Source organism: Paenibacillus sp. FSL P4-0127 (assembly GCF_038007325.1).
GTDB lineage: Bacteria > Bacillota > Bacilli > Paenibacillales > Paenibacillaceae > Fontibacillus > Fontibacillus macerans.
Genome location: NZ_JBBOWY010000001.1, coordinates 5,579,821 through 5,593,520, shown reverse-complemented (window position 1 = coordinate 5,593,520; position 13,700 = coordinate 5,579,821). Strand labels below are relative to the sequence as shown.

Annotated in this window: 12 protein-coding genes; 7 read left to right on the top strand and 5 right to left on the bottom strand. The window is 57.1% G+C overall.

Annotation, left to right across the window (positions count from 1 at the left end):
* Positions 1-8: 8 nt before the first annotated feature.
* The gene (locus NYE74_RS25035) at positions 9-140 is read right to left on the bottom strand and encodes a hypothetical protein (protein WP_255310295.1); all 132 of its coding nucleotides are present in this window, start codon (positions 138-140) and stop codon (positions 9-11) included.
* A 170-nt stretch (positions 141-310) separates the two neighbouring features.
* Between NYE74_RS25035 and NYE74_RS25030 the strand changes: the two genes are divergently transcribed.
* The 6 genes from NYE74_RS25030 to NYE74_RS25005 all read left to right on the top strand — a co-directional run bounded on the left by NYE74_RS25030 (position 311) and on the right by NYE74_RS25005 (position 6,822).
* Positions 311-1,405 carry a quinone-dependent dihydroorotate dehydrogenase gene (locus NYE74_RS25030; RefSeq protein WP_036624242.1) on the top strand — a complete coding sequence of 365 codons (1,095 nt, stop codon included), beginning with the start codon at positions 311-313 and terminating at the stop codon, positions 1,403-1,405.
* A gap of 33 nt (positions 1,406-1,438) precedes the next feature.
* Positions 1,439-2,254: a GTP pyrophosphokinase gene (locus tag NYE74_RS25025; RefSeq protein WP_341005246.1), complete on the top strand. Its 816-nt coding sequence runs from the start codon at positions 1,439-1,441 to the stop codon at positions 2,252-2,254.
* Positions 2,244-2,735 carry a DUF309 domain-containing protein gene (locus NYE74_RS25020; protein ID WP_124331596.1) on the top strand — a complete coding sequence of 164 codons (492 nt, stop codon included), beginning with the start codon at positions 2,244-2,246 and terminating at the stop codon, positions 2,733-2,735. Before NYE74_RS25025 ends, NYE74_RS25020 begins: the two co-directional genes overlap by 11 nt.
* A 524-nt stretch (positions 2,736-3,259) precedes the next feature.
* Entirely contained in the window at positions 3,260-4,804 is a 1,545-nt protein-coding gene (locus tag NYE74_RS25015; RefSeq protein ID WP_036628463.1) for an RsmB/NOP family class I SAM-dependent RNA methyltransferase, read from the top strand.
* 3 nt (positions 4,805-4,807) lie between these two features.
* Positions 4,808-5,563, top strand: a complete 756-nt coding sequence (locus tag NYE74_RS25010) for a pseudouridine synthase (protein WP_036624238.1) — start codon at positions 4,808-4,810, stop codon at positions 5,561-5,563.
* Positions 5,564-6,000: 437 nt separating this feature from the next.
* A complete protein-coding gene (locus tag NYE74_RS25005; RefSeq protein WP_036628462.1) occupies positions 6,001-6,822 on the top strand; it encodes a Cof-type HAD-IIB family hydrolase in 822 nt (273 codons plus the stop codon).
* Between the two features lie 19 nt (positions 6,823-6,841).
* Here NYE74_RS25005 and NYE74_RS25000 read toward each other — a convergent pair whose 3' ends face one another.
* From NYE74_RS25000 to NYE74_RS24985, 4 genes are all read right to left on the bottom strand, one after another.
* Positions 6,842-7,849: a GNAT family N-acetyltransferase gene (locus NYE74_RS25000; RefSeq protein WP_124331595.1), complete on the bottom strand. Its 1,008-nt coding sequence runs from the start codon at positions 7,847-7,849 to the stop codon at positions 6,842-6,844.
* 434 nt (positions 7,850-8,283) lie between these two features.
* Positions 8,284-9,591, bottom strand: a complete 1,308-nt coding sequence (locus NYE74_RS24995; RefSeq protein ID WP_278738941.1) for an MFS transporter — start codon at positions 9,589-9,591, stop codon at positions 8,284-8,286.
* 156 nt (positions 9,592-9,747) lie between these two features.
* The gene (locus NYE74_RS24990) at positions 9,748-10,329 is read right to left on the bottom strand and encodes a DUF2087 domain-containing protein (protein WP_036624234.1); all 582 of its coding nucleotides are present in this window, start codon (positions 10,327-10,329) and stop codon (positions 9,748-9,750) included.
* A gap of 524 nt (positions 10,330-10,853) precedes the next feature.
* A complete protein-coding gene (locus tag NYE74_RS24985; RefSeq protein ID WP_278738958.1) occupies positions 10,854-12,398 on the bottom strand; it encodes an RsmB/NOP family class I SAM-dependent RNA methyltransferase in 1,545 nt (514 codons plus the stop codon).
* Between the two features lie 171 nt (positions 12,399-12,569).
* Here NYE74_RS24985 and NYE74_RS24980 point away from each other — a divergent pair, with 171 nt between their 5' ends.
* A complete protein-coding gene (locus NYE74_RS24980; RefSeq protein WP_036624233.1) occupies positions 12,570-13,691 on the top strand; it encodes a glycosyltransferase family 4 protein in 1,122 nt (373 codons plus the stop codon).
* The last annotated feature ends 9 nt before the right edge of the window (positions 13,692-13,700 follow it).

The window sequence follows — 13,700 nt, the reverse complement described above, 5'->3', positions numbered from 1 at the left end:
TTTGAGTTTTACGTCAAAATCAAGAGGACGGTAGTTGCCACAATAAGCGCCGCGGCGATGGAGATCGACCAGATGAGCGCCTTCTTGTTGACTTCGTCCTTTTTTTGCTGGAGCGTGGGCGGTACACGTTTGGTTGACATGGTTATCCCCTCCCTTTTTATTCCTATTGTAATGGCTTTCATTTTAAAATTCCATCACTTTGTAGTGGTTTTCACATGCGGCGAGGTTAAACTTTTCTTTTTGGCCGGAAACGGCTAAACTGTTTATAGAAAAAATGCACAGGAAACAGCGATCGGAGTGGACAAATAACGTGTTGTATCGGCTTTTGGGGAAACCCGTTTTTTTTCGGATGGATCCGGAAAATGCCCATCATTTAGTCATTGACGGTTTGCATAATGCGGCAAAAATACCGGGGGCCCTCACCCTCATGCGCGGTATGTACGGCGTTCCGGAAGTGCCGGAGCTGGCCACGGACTTATTCGGAATTCATTTTCCTTCCCCGGTGGGACTCGCCGCCGGACTCGATAAAAACGCCGACGCGGTGGAGGGTTTTTCGGCCATCGGCTTCGGTTTTATGGAAGTGGGGACGGTGACTCCGGCCGGGCAGCCGGGCAACGACCGGCCGCGGCTGTTCAGGCTTCCTCCGGAGGAAGCGCTGATCAACCGGATGGGCTTCAACAATCGCGGCGCGGAGGAGATGGCGGCAAGGCTGCGGGCGTTAAAACAGCGGCCGATTCCCGTCGCCGTGAACATCGGAAAAAACAAAACGACGCCTAATGAAGAGGCGTTTCGCGATTATGAGAAATGCGTTTCGGCGCTGTATCCGTATGCGGACTTTTTTGTCGTTAATATCAGCTCGCCAAACACGCCGGACTTGCGTAATCTGCAGCATGGCGACGAGTTGTCCGGGCTGCTGCGGGCGGTGACGAACCAGATGGCGGCGGAGGCAAAGAAACATGGCGCGAGCAAAGCGGTACTGGTGAAGATTGCCCCCGACGTAAGCGACCGGGAACTGGAGTATATGGTCGATACGATCGAAAAAAGCGGCGTCTCCGGCTTGATCGCCACGAATACGACCGTTTCCAGAGAAGGGATTCACCATAAGAACGCCAAGGAGACCGGCGGGCTTAGCGGCAAGCCGCTGGCCGCCAGATCGACGGAAATCGTCTCCCGCGTTTATCGCCAAACGGGCGGCAAACTGCCGATTATCGGTTCGGGCGGGATTTTTTCCGCTGCCGACGCCTATGACAAAATACGTTCGGGCGCCAGCCTGGTGGAAATTTATACTGCGCTGATTTATGAGGGGCCGGAGATCAACCGGAAGCTGCATCGCGGCTTGAGGGAGCTGCTTGCGCGCGACGGGTTTAGCCATATTTCCGAGGCGGTGGGGGCCGACCACCGCTAGAAAACCGGGTTACAGAAGACAGGAGGCATAGGGATGGACAGTAGAGATTGGGGAACATTTTTGCTTCCATATGAACAGGCTGTTGAGGAATTAAAAGTGAAATTCAAAACGATGCGGTCCGAACTAAAAAAACGCGAAGAATACGCGCCGATTGAATTCGTGACCGGACGGGTCAAAAAAATTTCCAGCATTCTAGAAAAAGCCAAACGGCTGAATGTGTCCATGGACGATCTGGAGACGGGCATCGAGGATATCGCCGGCATCCGCATCATGTGCCAGTTCGTGGAGGATATCCGGCGGGTCGCGGAATATATCCGCATGCGCAAGGACCTGAAGGTGCTGTACGAGAAGGACTACATCACGAACTACAAGGAAAGCGGCTACCGCAGCTTTCATATGATCGTCGAATACCCGGTGCAAACCGCGCTTGGGCAAAAAAACGTGCTCGCCGAAATCCAGATTCGCACGCTGGCGATGAACTTCTGGGCGACGATCGAGCACTCGCTGAACTATAAATACCGCGAAAGCCTGCCGGAGGAAATGCGCGCCCGGCTGAAAAAAGCGGCCGAGGCCGCTTTTGTGCTGGACAATGAGATGTCGAGCATCCGTCAGGAAATCCTGTTGGCGCAAAAAAGCTTTGAGGACGACTCCAATATCGTGTCGTCGCTGCTCGCGGCCATTCACCAGCTATATTTCTATCATCTCGTCTCGGAGGCGATCGACGCGCAGCGCCGGTTTAACAAGCTTTGGGAAGCGAAAGACTTTGAAGGCTTCAAGGAACTGCTGACCGAGGTCAAAGAGCTAATCAAGCGGCACAAAAAAGTGGAGGAGCCCGGCGATGAGCTATGAGCCGCTGTACGTGGCGTATCTGGTTTATTTTAACCGGGACCGCGATTACTTTGAGTGCCATGAGGTGCTGGAGGAGCTGTGGCTGGAGCGGGATCACGATCCGCTGTACAAGGGCCTGCTGCAGGTAGCCGTCGGGCTGTTCCATGCGCGGAGCGGAAACGTTTCGGGCGGCCGGAAAATGCTGCTGTCGGCGCTGGAGCGGCTCGGCCCGTATCCGGAAGGGGCGCTGGGGATCGACCTCGGCAAGCTGCGCCGGGAGACGGCGGCTTATGCGGAAGCTTTGGAGCCCCGGCAAAACCGTTCTTTTGCGTATTATGATTTAACGATTGATATTGTCGATCCGGCGCTGCGTGACGCCGTGGAGCAAGCGGCGGCGGAGATCGCCCCAAACGTCCCGCAGCGGCGCAAGCCGCAGCGGGGCGAAAAACATGAGGAACGCCGGCTGAAGCTGGAGCAGCGACAACGGGAATTAAACGGCTGATATTAAGGCTCGCCTATATCGTTTATTGGGGCGGGCTTTTGCCGTTTTCGGGGCAAAACGGGCGGCCTAAGCGAAGTCTATTGGATATTTCCAATGTGAGGTTGGACAGTGCGGCTGCGATTTTCTGGTGAAGAAATCCGTGAGTCCCGCTTCAGGCTCCAATAGTTGCAAAATGAACGGTTATTTATCCGGAAATGCTGTTACAGCGCTTGAATAAGTGCAAATCCTGCAACTACTTCGCTTCTTTCGAAAGAAAAGCCAAAAGAATGGGATGTAGTTGTATGAGATGCAATTAAAACGATTGGCTTGGCAATTCGGTATACTATAGCTGTATGATTTACAGTTAATCATTAGATAATCATCAGATAATCGTTAGATAATCGTCGGAGTCTAGTCATTTGCAGCGGAGTTTTACACGGTTCGCGCCGCTGTTTTGGATGAACGGGCGTTTCCCGGAAATAGGGAACCTGTGGTACAATAGCGTTGTTTTTCAACAAGAGTTTCTGAAGAATGGATGGTACGAGATGACGGTGCAACTACCGAGCGTTTTTCTGGATAGAATGCGGGAGCTGCTTGGGGATGAGTATGAGGCGTTCCTGTCCTCCTATGACGATCCCAGGCATGCGGGAATCCGCGTCAATACGTTAAAAATCGGCCTGGACTCGTTCCTGAAGCTGTCCCCGTTTGCGCTCCGTCCGATTCCGTGGTGCGAGGCGGGCTTTTATGTGGATGAACGGGTCAAGCCCGGCAAACACCCGTACTACCATGCCGGATTGTATTACATACAGGAGCCGAGCGCGATGGCGCCGGCGGAGCTGCTGAACGTCTCGGAAGGGGAACGGGTGCTGGATTTATGTGCGGCTCCGGGGGGCAAGTCGACGCAAATCGCGGCCCGCCTGAATGGCAAAGGGGTGCTCGTTACCAACGATATCCATGCGGAACGGACGAAGGCCTTGGCCAAAAACATCGAGCTTTACGGCGTGCGGAACGCGGTGGTGCTGAACGAAGCGCCGGAGCGGATCGCCCGGGCTTTTCCGCATTATTTCGATAAAATCCTGATCGACGCCCCGTGTTCGGGCGAAGGCATGTTCCGAAAGGATGAAGGCATGGCCCGGCAGTGGGAACGGCATTCGATCGAGAAATGTACGGTCATGCAGCGGGATATTTTGAAAACGGCGGCGGCGATGCTGGCGCCCGGCGGCAGGATCGTTTACTCCACCTGCACGTTTGCGCCGGAAGAGAACGAGGCGATGATCGCGGAATTTTTGCTGGGGAACCCGGACTTCGAGGTTGTCCCCGTGCCGCGGGACGCCGGTATTGCCCCGGGACGGCCGGATTGGCTTTGGCTAAGCAGCGAAGAAGGGGGCGTTATGGCTTCGGTCCCTGAGGAAATCAAAAAGCAAACCGCCGGCTGCGGCAGATTATGGCCGCATAAGGTGGAAGGCGAAGGGCATTTTGTCGCGGTGCTGGAGCGAAATAGGGAGGCGCACGTTCCGGAGGCCAAGCTTGCGGGCGGGCATGAACGCATCGCTTCGCGGCAAAGCGGAGCAACTCGCGGTGGAGCGGAGGCTCGCCCTGCGCTGCGTTCCCGTCAAGCGGCCGGCGCGGACAAAAGGGGCTTCGGCGAACGGGAGACGCTGGATAGCTGGCGGGCTTTTGCCGCGGAGCATTTGCGGGCCGAACTGCCCGGGACGAAGCTGACGTTCGGCGGGAACGTGTACCTTTCGCCGGTCGCCAAAGAACAGCTGGACGGGCTAAAGGTCGTTCGCCCAGGCTGGTATGCCGGCACGGTCAAAAACGGCCGGTTTACGCCAGGGCATCCGCTGGCTACGGCGCTGGCGCCTTCCGAGGCGGCCAGAACGCTCGACTTGTCCGTGGACGGCGGGGAGGCCGTCCGCTATTTAAAAGGAGAAACGCTGGAAATCGAAGCTTCGCGGGTCCATACCCGCGATGGAGCTAATCCGAAAGGTTATGTGCTTGTCACCGTGGACGGTTATTCCCTCGGCTGGGGCAAATGGCAAAACGGCCTGCTCAAAAACGAATATCCGGCCGGCTGGAGGTGGACATAACGAATGAGTCCAGGCAAAAAAACGCAAAGACTCGACAAAATCCTGGGGAATCTCGGATACGGCTCGCGAGCCGAAATCAAAAAGCTCGTGAAGCAGGGCCGGGTGACCCGAAACGGCGCGGTCGTCAAAGATAGCGGCGCGCAATGCGACCCTTTCGGGGACGTCATCGAGCTCGATGGAGAACGAATCGTATACCGGGAATTTGTTTATCTGATGCTGCATAAGCCGCCCGGTGTCATTTCCGCCACCGAGGACCTCCGGCAACAGACCGTGCTCGACTTGCTGCCGGCGGAATTCCGTGTGTTCGACCCTTTTCCCGTCGGACGTTTGGACAAGGATACCGAAGGCCTGCTGCTGCTCACGAACGACGGCCAGCTGGCCCATGATTTGCTGTCCCCGCGCAAGCACGTGCCCAAAACGTACGAAGCCATCGTCGACGGCCACGTCGGGGACCGCGAAGCAGAGCGATTCAAACAAGGCGTCGAACTCGACGACGGCTACATCACCCTGCCCGCCGAGCTCGACGTCCTTGAGCGAAACACACTCGCCGACGGCACCCTAACTTCGCGCATACGCCTCACCATTTCCGAAGGCAAGTTCCACCAAGTGAAGCGAATGTTCGAAGCCGTCGGCTCCAAAGTCGCTTACTTAAAGCGCATTTCCATGGGCCCGCTCGTCCTCGACGAAGTGCTCCCCAAAGGCGCCTTCCGCGAGCTGACCGAAGCCGAGCTGGCCGCTTTGAAAGCATATAAAAAGTAAACAAAAGTAGCTAACGCTTTGCGCTGAAGTAAAGTGAATCCCGAAGGGAGAGCGGCTCCCAGGCACGAACGTTACAGTAAAAACAGCCTGCGTAGCAGTCCCCGCCCCCGCAGGAGCGCCAAAAGCAGAGCGTGCCCAAAGGGCGGCAAGCGGCTGATTTCCCATAGTTACCCGGGTGCGTGCGAAAGCAGCAGTGCCTGCAGCGTGTTTCCAGGTAACCCGGGAGCTCCCCAAGTAAGACGTACCCGAAGGGGGAAAAGCGTTCCACGCACGAAGCCAGGCGCATTCCCGCAGGGAACAGCCGCAGGAGCGCCTCTGCAGCTCCCACGTTAGTCCAGTTTGCGGGTATCCAAAGGGCAGCAGGCCCTTGGGGCCCTCCCTTACGGTAAGGGAGGGTTTGGGAGGGATGAGACCCGTTGAGAAAGGAAATGACAATGATGAAATACAAGCTAATCGCTTTGGATGTAGACGGAACTTTATTGACCGATGATCATGAATTGACGCCGGGCACGATGGAAACGATTCGGGCCATCGCCGATCAAGGCGCGGAATTTGTGCTGTGCACCGGACGGGCCCCGATCAGTTCGCTCCCTTTTATGCGCCGGATCGGCCTGGAGGGGTATGTCATTACACATAACGGCGCGGTCACGGTCGACGTGCGTACGGAGGAAGTCGTTCATGAATTTGCGCTTGACCGGCAAGGGCTGGAGCCATATATGGAGTATTGCCGCAAGCATAAAGTGCATTTCGACATCAATACGACGTTTACCGTATACGTGGAAGGAGCATCCCGCTTGAGCCAGGAAGTGCTGGATATCTACAGCAAATTTTTCGTGGTGCCGCAGGATCTTCCGGCTTGGGCCGAGCTGCGCGAACCGATCGTCAAACTAACCGTTTCGGGGGAGATGGAGCAGCTGGACCGCGTGTTTGCGGAATGGAGCGAATGGCCGCAGAAGTTAAACATGCTGCGCAGCGGCGATTTTTTCATCGATTTGATGCATAAGGATGCTTCCAAGGGCGCCGCGCTGCAAAAGTTGGCGGAAAAGCGGGGCATTCCGGTGGAAAACGTCATGGCCATCGGCAATTATTATAACGATTTGACGATGCTCACCTTCGCTGGGCTTGGCGTGGCCATGGACAATTCTCCACAGGAGGTTAAAGCCGCGGCCGATGCCGTAACGGCGTCCAATAACGAAGAGGGCGTTAAACTGGCGCTGGAAAAATATTGCTTGGGAATTACCCGGGAAATGGGCGAATAGCGACTAGCCACGAGATAGCTTAAAAATGCAGGCCAAGCTCTCGCTGTAGCTCGCACACCATCTTGTAAGTTCCCGGCTCCGCCCGGAAACCGATCAGATCGCGATTTATGTGCAGCATCGGCCCGTTCATGGAGTCGTTGTGCGTTTTTAAATAGGGAACCGCGCAGGCGCGTGCCGTTTGGATGCCAAGCATCTTGAGGGCGAGTGCAATCCGGCGTCCGCGGTATTCCCGAAGCACGCCGGTATACTCATGATACATCGCCAGCGTCTGTTCGTTCTTCTGCAGCGTAACGACGCCCACGTATCGGCCGCCGTCCTTGGCGATATGAATCCACTCCGGGCGTACCCCGGGCTGCTCGATGCTCCACTTTTTCCATTCCTCGAACCAGGGAAAGTCGCCGGAGAATCCGGGAATGTCCAGGTGCGTGACTTTGTACAGCTCATGCAGCTTTCTCTCGCTTGCTTCTCCCGGCTCCTCCGCCAGCGTAACGAACCGGATCCCCGATTGCTCCACTGCCTTGATCGATTCGAACAGCTTATCGTTATCAAACGCAAACGGGTCCAGTACGGATTCGAAAGTATGCCGTTCCTTGATGTAGCCGCGCCGTTCCGCAAAAGCTACCCCTTCCTGATCGTTCTCACGGACGTGGCTGATCAGGCGGGAAGCCTTGACTTCAACGGACCACCGCAGAAGCGCATCGTACAAAGCCCGGCCAACTCCGTTACCGCGTTTTTCCGGATGCACGACAACGGTTTGGAGCAAAGTCCCCGGGTCCGACCAGGGGGCCCTCCACGCATGGGCGTAACCGATGACAAGCCCGTCTTCGTTTTCAGCCACCCATTTAGGGCGATCCCAACCCATCAGCTTTCCTTCTTCGTTGTAATGCAGCTTTCCCGGAGGAATTTTGTCCTCTTCTTCCTTGAGCAGTTCGGCCGTCGTCGGCTCGGACCAAATGAAATTCAGCAGCGGCGCAACTTCCGTAAAATCGTAAGGCCGCTCCATTTTGCGAATCGTAAATTTAGGCAAATGATCTGCCTCCTCTTTGTTTTTATAAGAGCGAGTTCAAAAAATCGGCTTTTCAGCACCGAAGCTTATGCTTCCGATGTGCGTTTTTTCAAAACGCTTTAGGTTGAATGAAGCTAGGGACGAAAGTAGCGGAGCTACACGTTTTCGTAGAAAACGGCTTCGGAAGCATCCGCTTGGCCCGGCTGAATTCAAGATTCGATGTCGAATACGCTCCATGTTCTTGCTTCGTGATAAGAAAAACGTATATCGAAGCACCTTCTAGGAAGCCAGACCGCGATTAGCGGTAGTTTTTCTTGCGATATAAGGAAGCTAATACTTGGACGTTTATTCTTTCTTACATCTTCAAAAGATGACTTTTTGAACAACCTCTATAAGAGCTTCTACCGCATTATCCCATATGCGGCTTCCCGGTTCACGGTAAAGTTCCGCTATATTTAAAGTGACTCGGACTCTATGTTCGTACGAGCCTGCCGGGATTGGGACATGGCCCAGGCGATTCCTGCTACGGCTCCCAACAACGTAAATAAAATTCCGGCAGCCAGGCCAAGGAATCTGGGGGCCACGAGGTCGAGGAGAAAACCGGCAGTCAACATCGACACCCCCATGATCGCATTTTGCAGCGCGGCCAGCGTACCGAAGAAGCGCCCTTGCCAGCCGGCGGGAACCGTCTTCATCAAAACCGTTTCGTTGCAGGCGTTGCCGATGCTGGACACCATGGCCGAACCGATCATCAGGATCAGGGCGAGAACAAAAACAGCGCTTTGGCTGATCAGCATATGGATCGCACCTTCCAGCAGCAGGGCGAATATCGCCACCGTTTCCATGCGCCGGCCGATTTTCCCGGTGATTTTGGAGCCCGCCACAAGACCGATTCCCAAAGCGCCGTACAGCAGGCCGATGCCGATTTCTCCCATATGAAACACTTCCGACGCGTAAACGCTAATCAGAATGTTAATCATCCCGTCGCCGATCGGCCAAATAGCAAACACGATGATCATCAGCCGCAAATACAACGAATGGGACAACAGCAGGCGAAGCGCTCCCGGAGGCTTGCTTTGGGGCTCGGGGAGGGGCCGCGAGATCTCTGGGGCTGCCTCTGTAAACGCCCCGTCCGAAAGCCCCGACGATGCAACCGAGCCGCGTGCTTCCGTAGCTTGTCCACGTTCCCGGGGGAGATCCAGTCCGGACAAAAGCAAAGCCGACGCGAGAAAAGTCAGGGCGTTCAGCGTGAACGACGCCTGACCGCCGCTCAGGGCGGAAACGAACCCACCGGTCACGGAGCCGGCGATCAGCACGTAACCGACCAGCGCCTGCTCCAAGCTGTTGACGGCCAGGAGATTTTCCCTGCGGACCAAACGGGGAATCACGGACATCCGGGTTGGAGCATACAGCGCCTCGCCGGCCGATAGCACAAACGAGCTGACGTAAATGATCCATACATCGTCCGCCTGCCGGACCAGCAGCGGGGTCAATGCAAAGAAAAAACGGGCGACATCCGTAAAGATCAGGAGCGATTTTTTGGAAAAACGGTCGGCGAGCATCCCTCCCAGCGGCCCGAACAGCAGATAGGGAACCAGGCGAACGGCAAAAGTAATGCCGACGGCCAAACCCGATCCCGTCAGCGACAGCAATAGACCGAGAACGGCAACCTGGCTGAAGCGGTCTCCGATGCCGTTCACGATCCCGGCGGCGAACAGGCGCGCATACTGTTTTTCTTCACGCAGCGTATGCTTGTGCTTCATTTTTGTATCAGACTCCTCTGTAAGCAGAATAAGATAGCAATCTAATTTGATATTTATCTAATTTGTTAAGCAAAAAAAAAGCCATGCGGCCAGGCGTCCTAAGTACGCCCGCTACCGCATTACCGGCCAAAATAGTTATTACGCCGAACGGCGGTTCTAGCTTTTGCCCCACATTTCCGGAGGGTTCAGCTCGTAGATTCCGTTTTCCCGGTACATATAGTGGTTCATGATAAACTCGCGGCGGATGGTCGCAAAATCCTCGTGAAATTTCCGGATGTACTCGTTGATCTCCTTCTCCGTATATTTCCGGCGCGGCTCCAAACCTTTGACAAGGCGTTCGAGCACGATCAGTTTTTTCTTGCGCTGGGCAGGCAGATGCTTTAACGTGCCGTCCTTGTTGAAAAAGCTGCTTTCGACGGACGCTTTTCGCTGCGCTTCATCTTGTTTGCCGTCCGCTGCCAGGGGCTGCGTTTTGCCGACATTCAGAATGGCCTGGGCCTGCTGGGTTAAGCTTTTTTCGTTCAGATAAAAATAAATCGTATTTTTGTCCCGGCGCTCATAAATCAAATCGGCTTCCCGGAGCTTGGTGATGTGATGGGTAATGGTCGGCGGCGTGACGCCCAATTTTCCGGCAAGGGCCTGGCCATGAAGCGGCCCGCTTTGAAGCAGCGCGATGATCCGGATGCGGGTGACGTCCCCGACGGCTTTGTGGAAATGAACGAGGCGGTCAAGCTGCATGTTTATCGCTCTCCTGATTTTATAATCATCTAATTAGATAGATGTATTATTCCATGGAAAAAGCTCGTTGTCAACAAGCATGAGGCGGGAACCCGGTTGATTGCTCAGGAAACCGCTTGGTAGGGCCGCGGAATGCTGGGGATGATACGTTCTTTTTGCGGGGTGAAGGGGGCGGTTGGCGAGCTTGGGAGAAAGGTTAAAAAAACCGGCTGTTTATAGCGTTCGTGTCCTGGTATCCCTGCATGCTGCTTTGCACGATTATCCCTCTTGTTCAGGGGGGAGAGGGTGGGGGCTAATCACGGTCATTTTTCCCGGTGTTTTGCCCCATTCCTCCCGTCAGGTCTGCTTCACTTCTCCTAGACCTCCTTCTCACAAACCTGTCTAACGATCTCGAACTAATGAACTCGAACATGTCTGCTGCTCCAAACCTATTTACTTGTCCTGAATTTATCTTGCTCTCTGCTTCCGGATCAAATGGGATAATCGTGCAAAGCGTCCGGACAGCGGATGTTGATCTGCTCTCATTAACAGTGCTGCCGCAAGCCTTTGGGCAGGTGGTTTTTGAGCTGGCCGCCGCTGGCTTTGCCCCAGCCGAGCGGGAAGCTGGCCCCGCCGCAGGCGATGGTGACGAGGTGCCAGCCGCGCAGATCGGCGGGCACCTCCAGCGTTTCGCCGCGCAGGTATGCGGCCGCGGAAGGCGAGTCTTCGCCGAGCGTCCAGACCCGTGCGGCTTCGGGCGCGCCGAGCGCCATCGCGAGCGCGTGGGCGGGCTGGAACCGGCCTTTGCGGACGTCGCCGAGGTGCAGCCCGGCGCGCGGGACCTTCAGGCCGGCCAGGTGGTCCGGCGACAGCGGCAGGCTGCTGCTGGCAGGCAGCAGGTACAGCGCTTCGCCGAACAGGAGCGGCGTGCCGCTCCCGGGCGCGAAGGCGTCTGAGGCGGGCAGCTCGTCCGCCGCCCAGGCGCGGAAGGCGTCCCAGGCTGCGGCGGTCTCCCGGCCGGCGTGGCCGGCACGCAAGTCGCGGCGGCCGCGGCTGGGGCGCTCCCCGCGCCCGCCTTTGGCGGCGGTGCCGCCCGGGTGAGCGTCCGCGCCGCGCCGGAGGGCGGGCCCCCCGCCGCCCGGGACGACGCTTTGCACGTCTGCGGGGAGGGTGCCGCCGTGTCTGTGCGCGCCTGCGGCGAGGATGCCGCTGCGCCCCCCGCCGTCCGCTTCGCCGTCCCGCTCGAGCAGGGCGACGTAGTGGCCCTCGCCTTCCTCGCGGTGCGGCCAAACCCGCTTCTCGGCGATCAGCCGCAGGAACGGGTACGCCTCCAGCAAGCGGCGGACCGTCTCTTCGTTTTCGCGGCGGTTAAACGTGCAGGTCGAATAAGCGAGCCGCCCGCCGGGTCTGAGCATCGCCACCGCGTCCTGCAAAATATCCCACTGCCGCGCCGCGCACTGCTCCACCGCCTCCGGGGACCATTCGGCCACGGCCTCCGGGTCCTTGCGGAACATGCCTTCGCCCGAGCAGGGGGCGTCCAGCATGATCCGGTCGAAGGCCAGCGGGAAGCGCGCGGACAGCTCCCGGGGTGCGGCCTGCGTCACCACGGCGTTCCGGATGCCAAGCCGCTCCACATTTTCCGCCAAAATGCGGGCGCGCTGCGGATGGATTTCGTTGCTGACGAGCAGGCCTTGTCCGGCCATTTTGGCGGCGATTTGCGTCGTTTTGCCGCCGGGAGCCGCGGCCAGATCCAGTACCGTTTCGCCCGGCTGGGGATCGAGCAGCTCCACGGCCGACATCGCCGAAGGCTCCTGAATATAGTATAGTCCGGCGGCATGATAGGGATGTTTTCCCGGCCGGGTGCGCTCCTCGTAATAAAAGCCCGTACCGCACCAAGGAACGGGGCGCAGCGCGAACAGCTCCGCAAGCCGCGCCGCCGCCGTGCCGTGCAGCCCGACTTTCAGCGTATTCAGCCGCAGCCCGTATGCGCGGGGGCGGGCATAGCTGGCGAGGAACCGTGCTCCTTCGTCCCGGCCGAGCATCGCCAGCACCGACTCGCGAAACGCGGCGGGCAGGGTAGGCATACTCATCATGTTTACTGCTCCTTTCACCAAAAAAATCCCGGTACCTATTTACTTCAGCAGTGTATCATATTGCTTTTCAATCTCAAAAGGGGAATGGATGTTCCTTCCTGCCTATGGCATAATGGAAAAAGAAGCGGTTCATCCGCCAAAAAGAACGACGCGATAAAGGAGAACCCTATGAGACTGTTGCAGGCTTTATTTTTTCCCCCGGAACAGCCGGGGGGCGTATCGTCGATGATCCCGCATCTGCAAGACCGGTTTAATCTTCCCCACTGGGAAATGGAATTATTTTCGCTGCCGAAACGCATCCGCTCCAAAGGGACCGATCCCGTACAATTTGCCACCTTTGATTGGAAGGAGTTCGGGGACAGTCCGATCGTGCAAAAATATGTGCAAACGTATCGCGATTACTTATGGTGGACCAAGCTGCGGATTAAACAGCCGTACGATTTGGTCCATGCCCATCACCCGATCGCCGGGCTGGCCATGAAGGAGGTTTTCCCGGGTACCCCCGTGATCCAGAGCGTCCACTCAAGCTACGAGCGCGAGCTGATCTTAAACGGGCGGATTCGTGCGGACGGGCCGGAGCACCGCTTCCTCACCTCGCTGTATAGGGAGCTTGAGCACCGGACGGATCGGCTGCTAACGGTGTCCCGGTCGTTTGCCAAGTACCTGGCTTCCTATGTGGAGAAGCCCGAGGCGATCGGCGTCATCCCGAACGGTTTTGACGAGAAACGGTTTAAGCCGGTGCCGCACGAAAATGAAGTGGCTCAGTTGGTGACGGTCTGCCGCCTCGTTCCGGCCAAAGGGCTGGACGTCTTGCTGAACGCGTGCGCCGAGCTCAAGAAGCGGGGGCACAATTATGTGCTGCATATTATCGGCGACGGTCCGATCCGCCAGGAGCTGGAGCAGCTCGCCCAGCGGCTGGGCATTTACAATGAAACGATTTTTTACGGGTACACGCTGCATCCGGAGGAGTTTATGCCGTTTTTCGATATCTTCGTCCTGCCTTCGCGGGCCGAGGCGTTTGGCTCCGTGTTTGCCGAAGCCGCCCTTTGCAGCCTGGCGCTCGTCGGCACGGCGGTCGGCGGGATCGCCGAGCAGATCGAAAACGGAACGAACGGCCTGCTCGTGCCGCCGGAGGACGCTCCGGCACTGGCCGAGGCGCTGGAGAAAGTGATCGTCGATCCGGACTACCGCTATCAGTTGGCGCGCAGCGGTTCGGAGAAGGCCAAAGCGCACTATTCGCTGAACCGGGTTGTGCATGAGCTGAAAAAACTGTACCTGCAATTCAAATAATGGAGCTGG

Bases quoted from the DNA above. Each gene is read 5' to 3' on its own strand.
- NYE74_RS25035 (WP_255310295.1), bottom strand. From the start codon at position 140: ATGTCAACCAAACGTGTACCGCCCACGCTCCAGCAAAAAAAGGACGAA.
- NYE74_RS25025 (WP_341005246.1), top strand. From the start codon at position 1,439: ATGGACAGTAGAGATTGGGGAACATTTTTGCTTCCATATGAACAGGCT.
- NYE74_RS25020 (WP_124331596.1), top strand. From the start codon at position 2,244: ATGAGCTATGAGCCGCTGTACGTGGCGTATCTGGTTTATTTTAACCGG.
- NYE74_RS25015 (WP_036628463.1), top strand. From the start codon at position 3,260: ATGACGGTGCAACTACCGAGCGTTTTTCTGGATAGAATGCGGGAGCTG.
- NYE74_RS25010 (WP_036624238.1), top strand. From the start codon at position 4,808: ATGAGTCCAGGCAAAAAAACGCAAAGACTCGACAAAATCCTGGGGAAT.
- NYE74_RS25005 (WP_036628462.1), top strand. From the start codon at position 6,001: ATGAAATACAAGCTAATCGCTTTGGATGTAGACGGAACTTTATTGACC.
- NYE74_RS24995 (WP_278738941.1), bottom strand. From the start codon at position 9,591: ATGAAGCACAAGCATACGCTGCGTGAAGAAAAACAGTATGCGCGCCTG.
- NYE74_RS24990 (WP_036624234.1), bottom strand. From the start codon at position 10,329: ATGCAGCTTGACCGCCTCGTTCATTTCCACAAAGCCGTCGGGGACGTC.
- NYE74_RS24985 (WP_278738958.1), bottom strand. From the start codon at position 12,398: ATGAGTATGCCTACCCTGCCCGCCGCGTTTCGCGAGTCGGTGCTGGCG.
- NYE74_RS24980 (WP_036624233.1), top strand. From the start codon at position 12,570: ATGAGACTGTTGCAGGCTTTATTTTTTCCCCCGGAACAGCCGGGGGGC.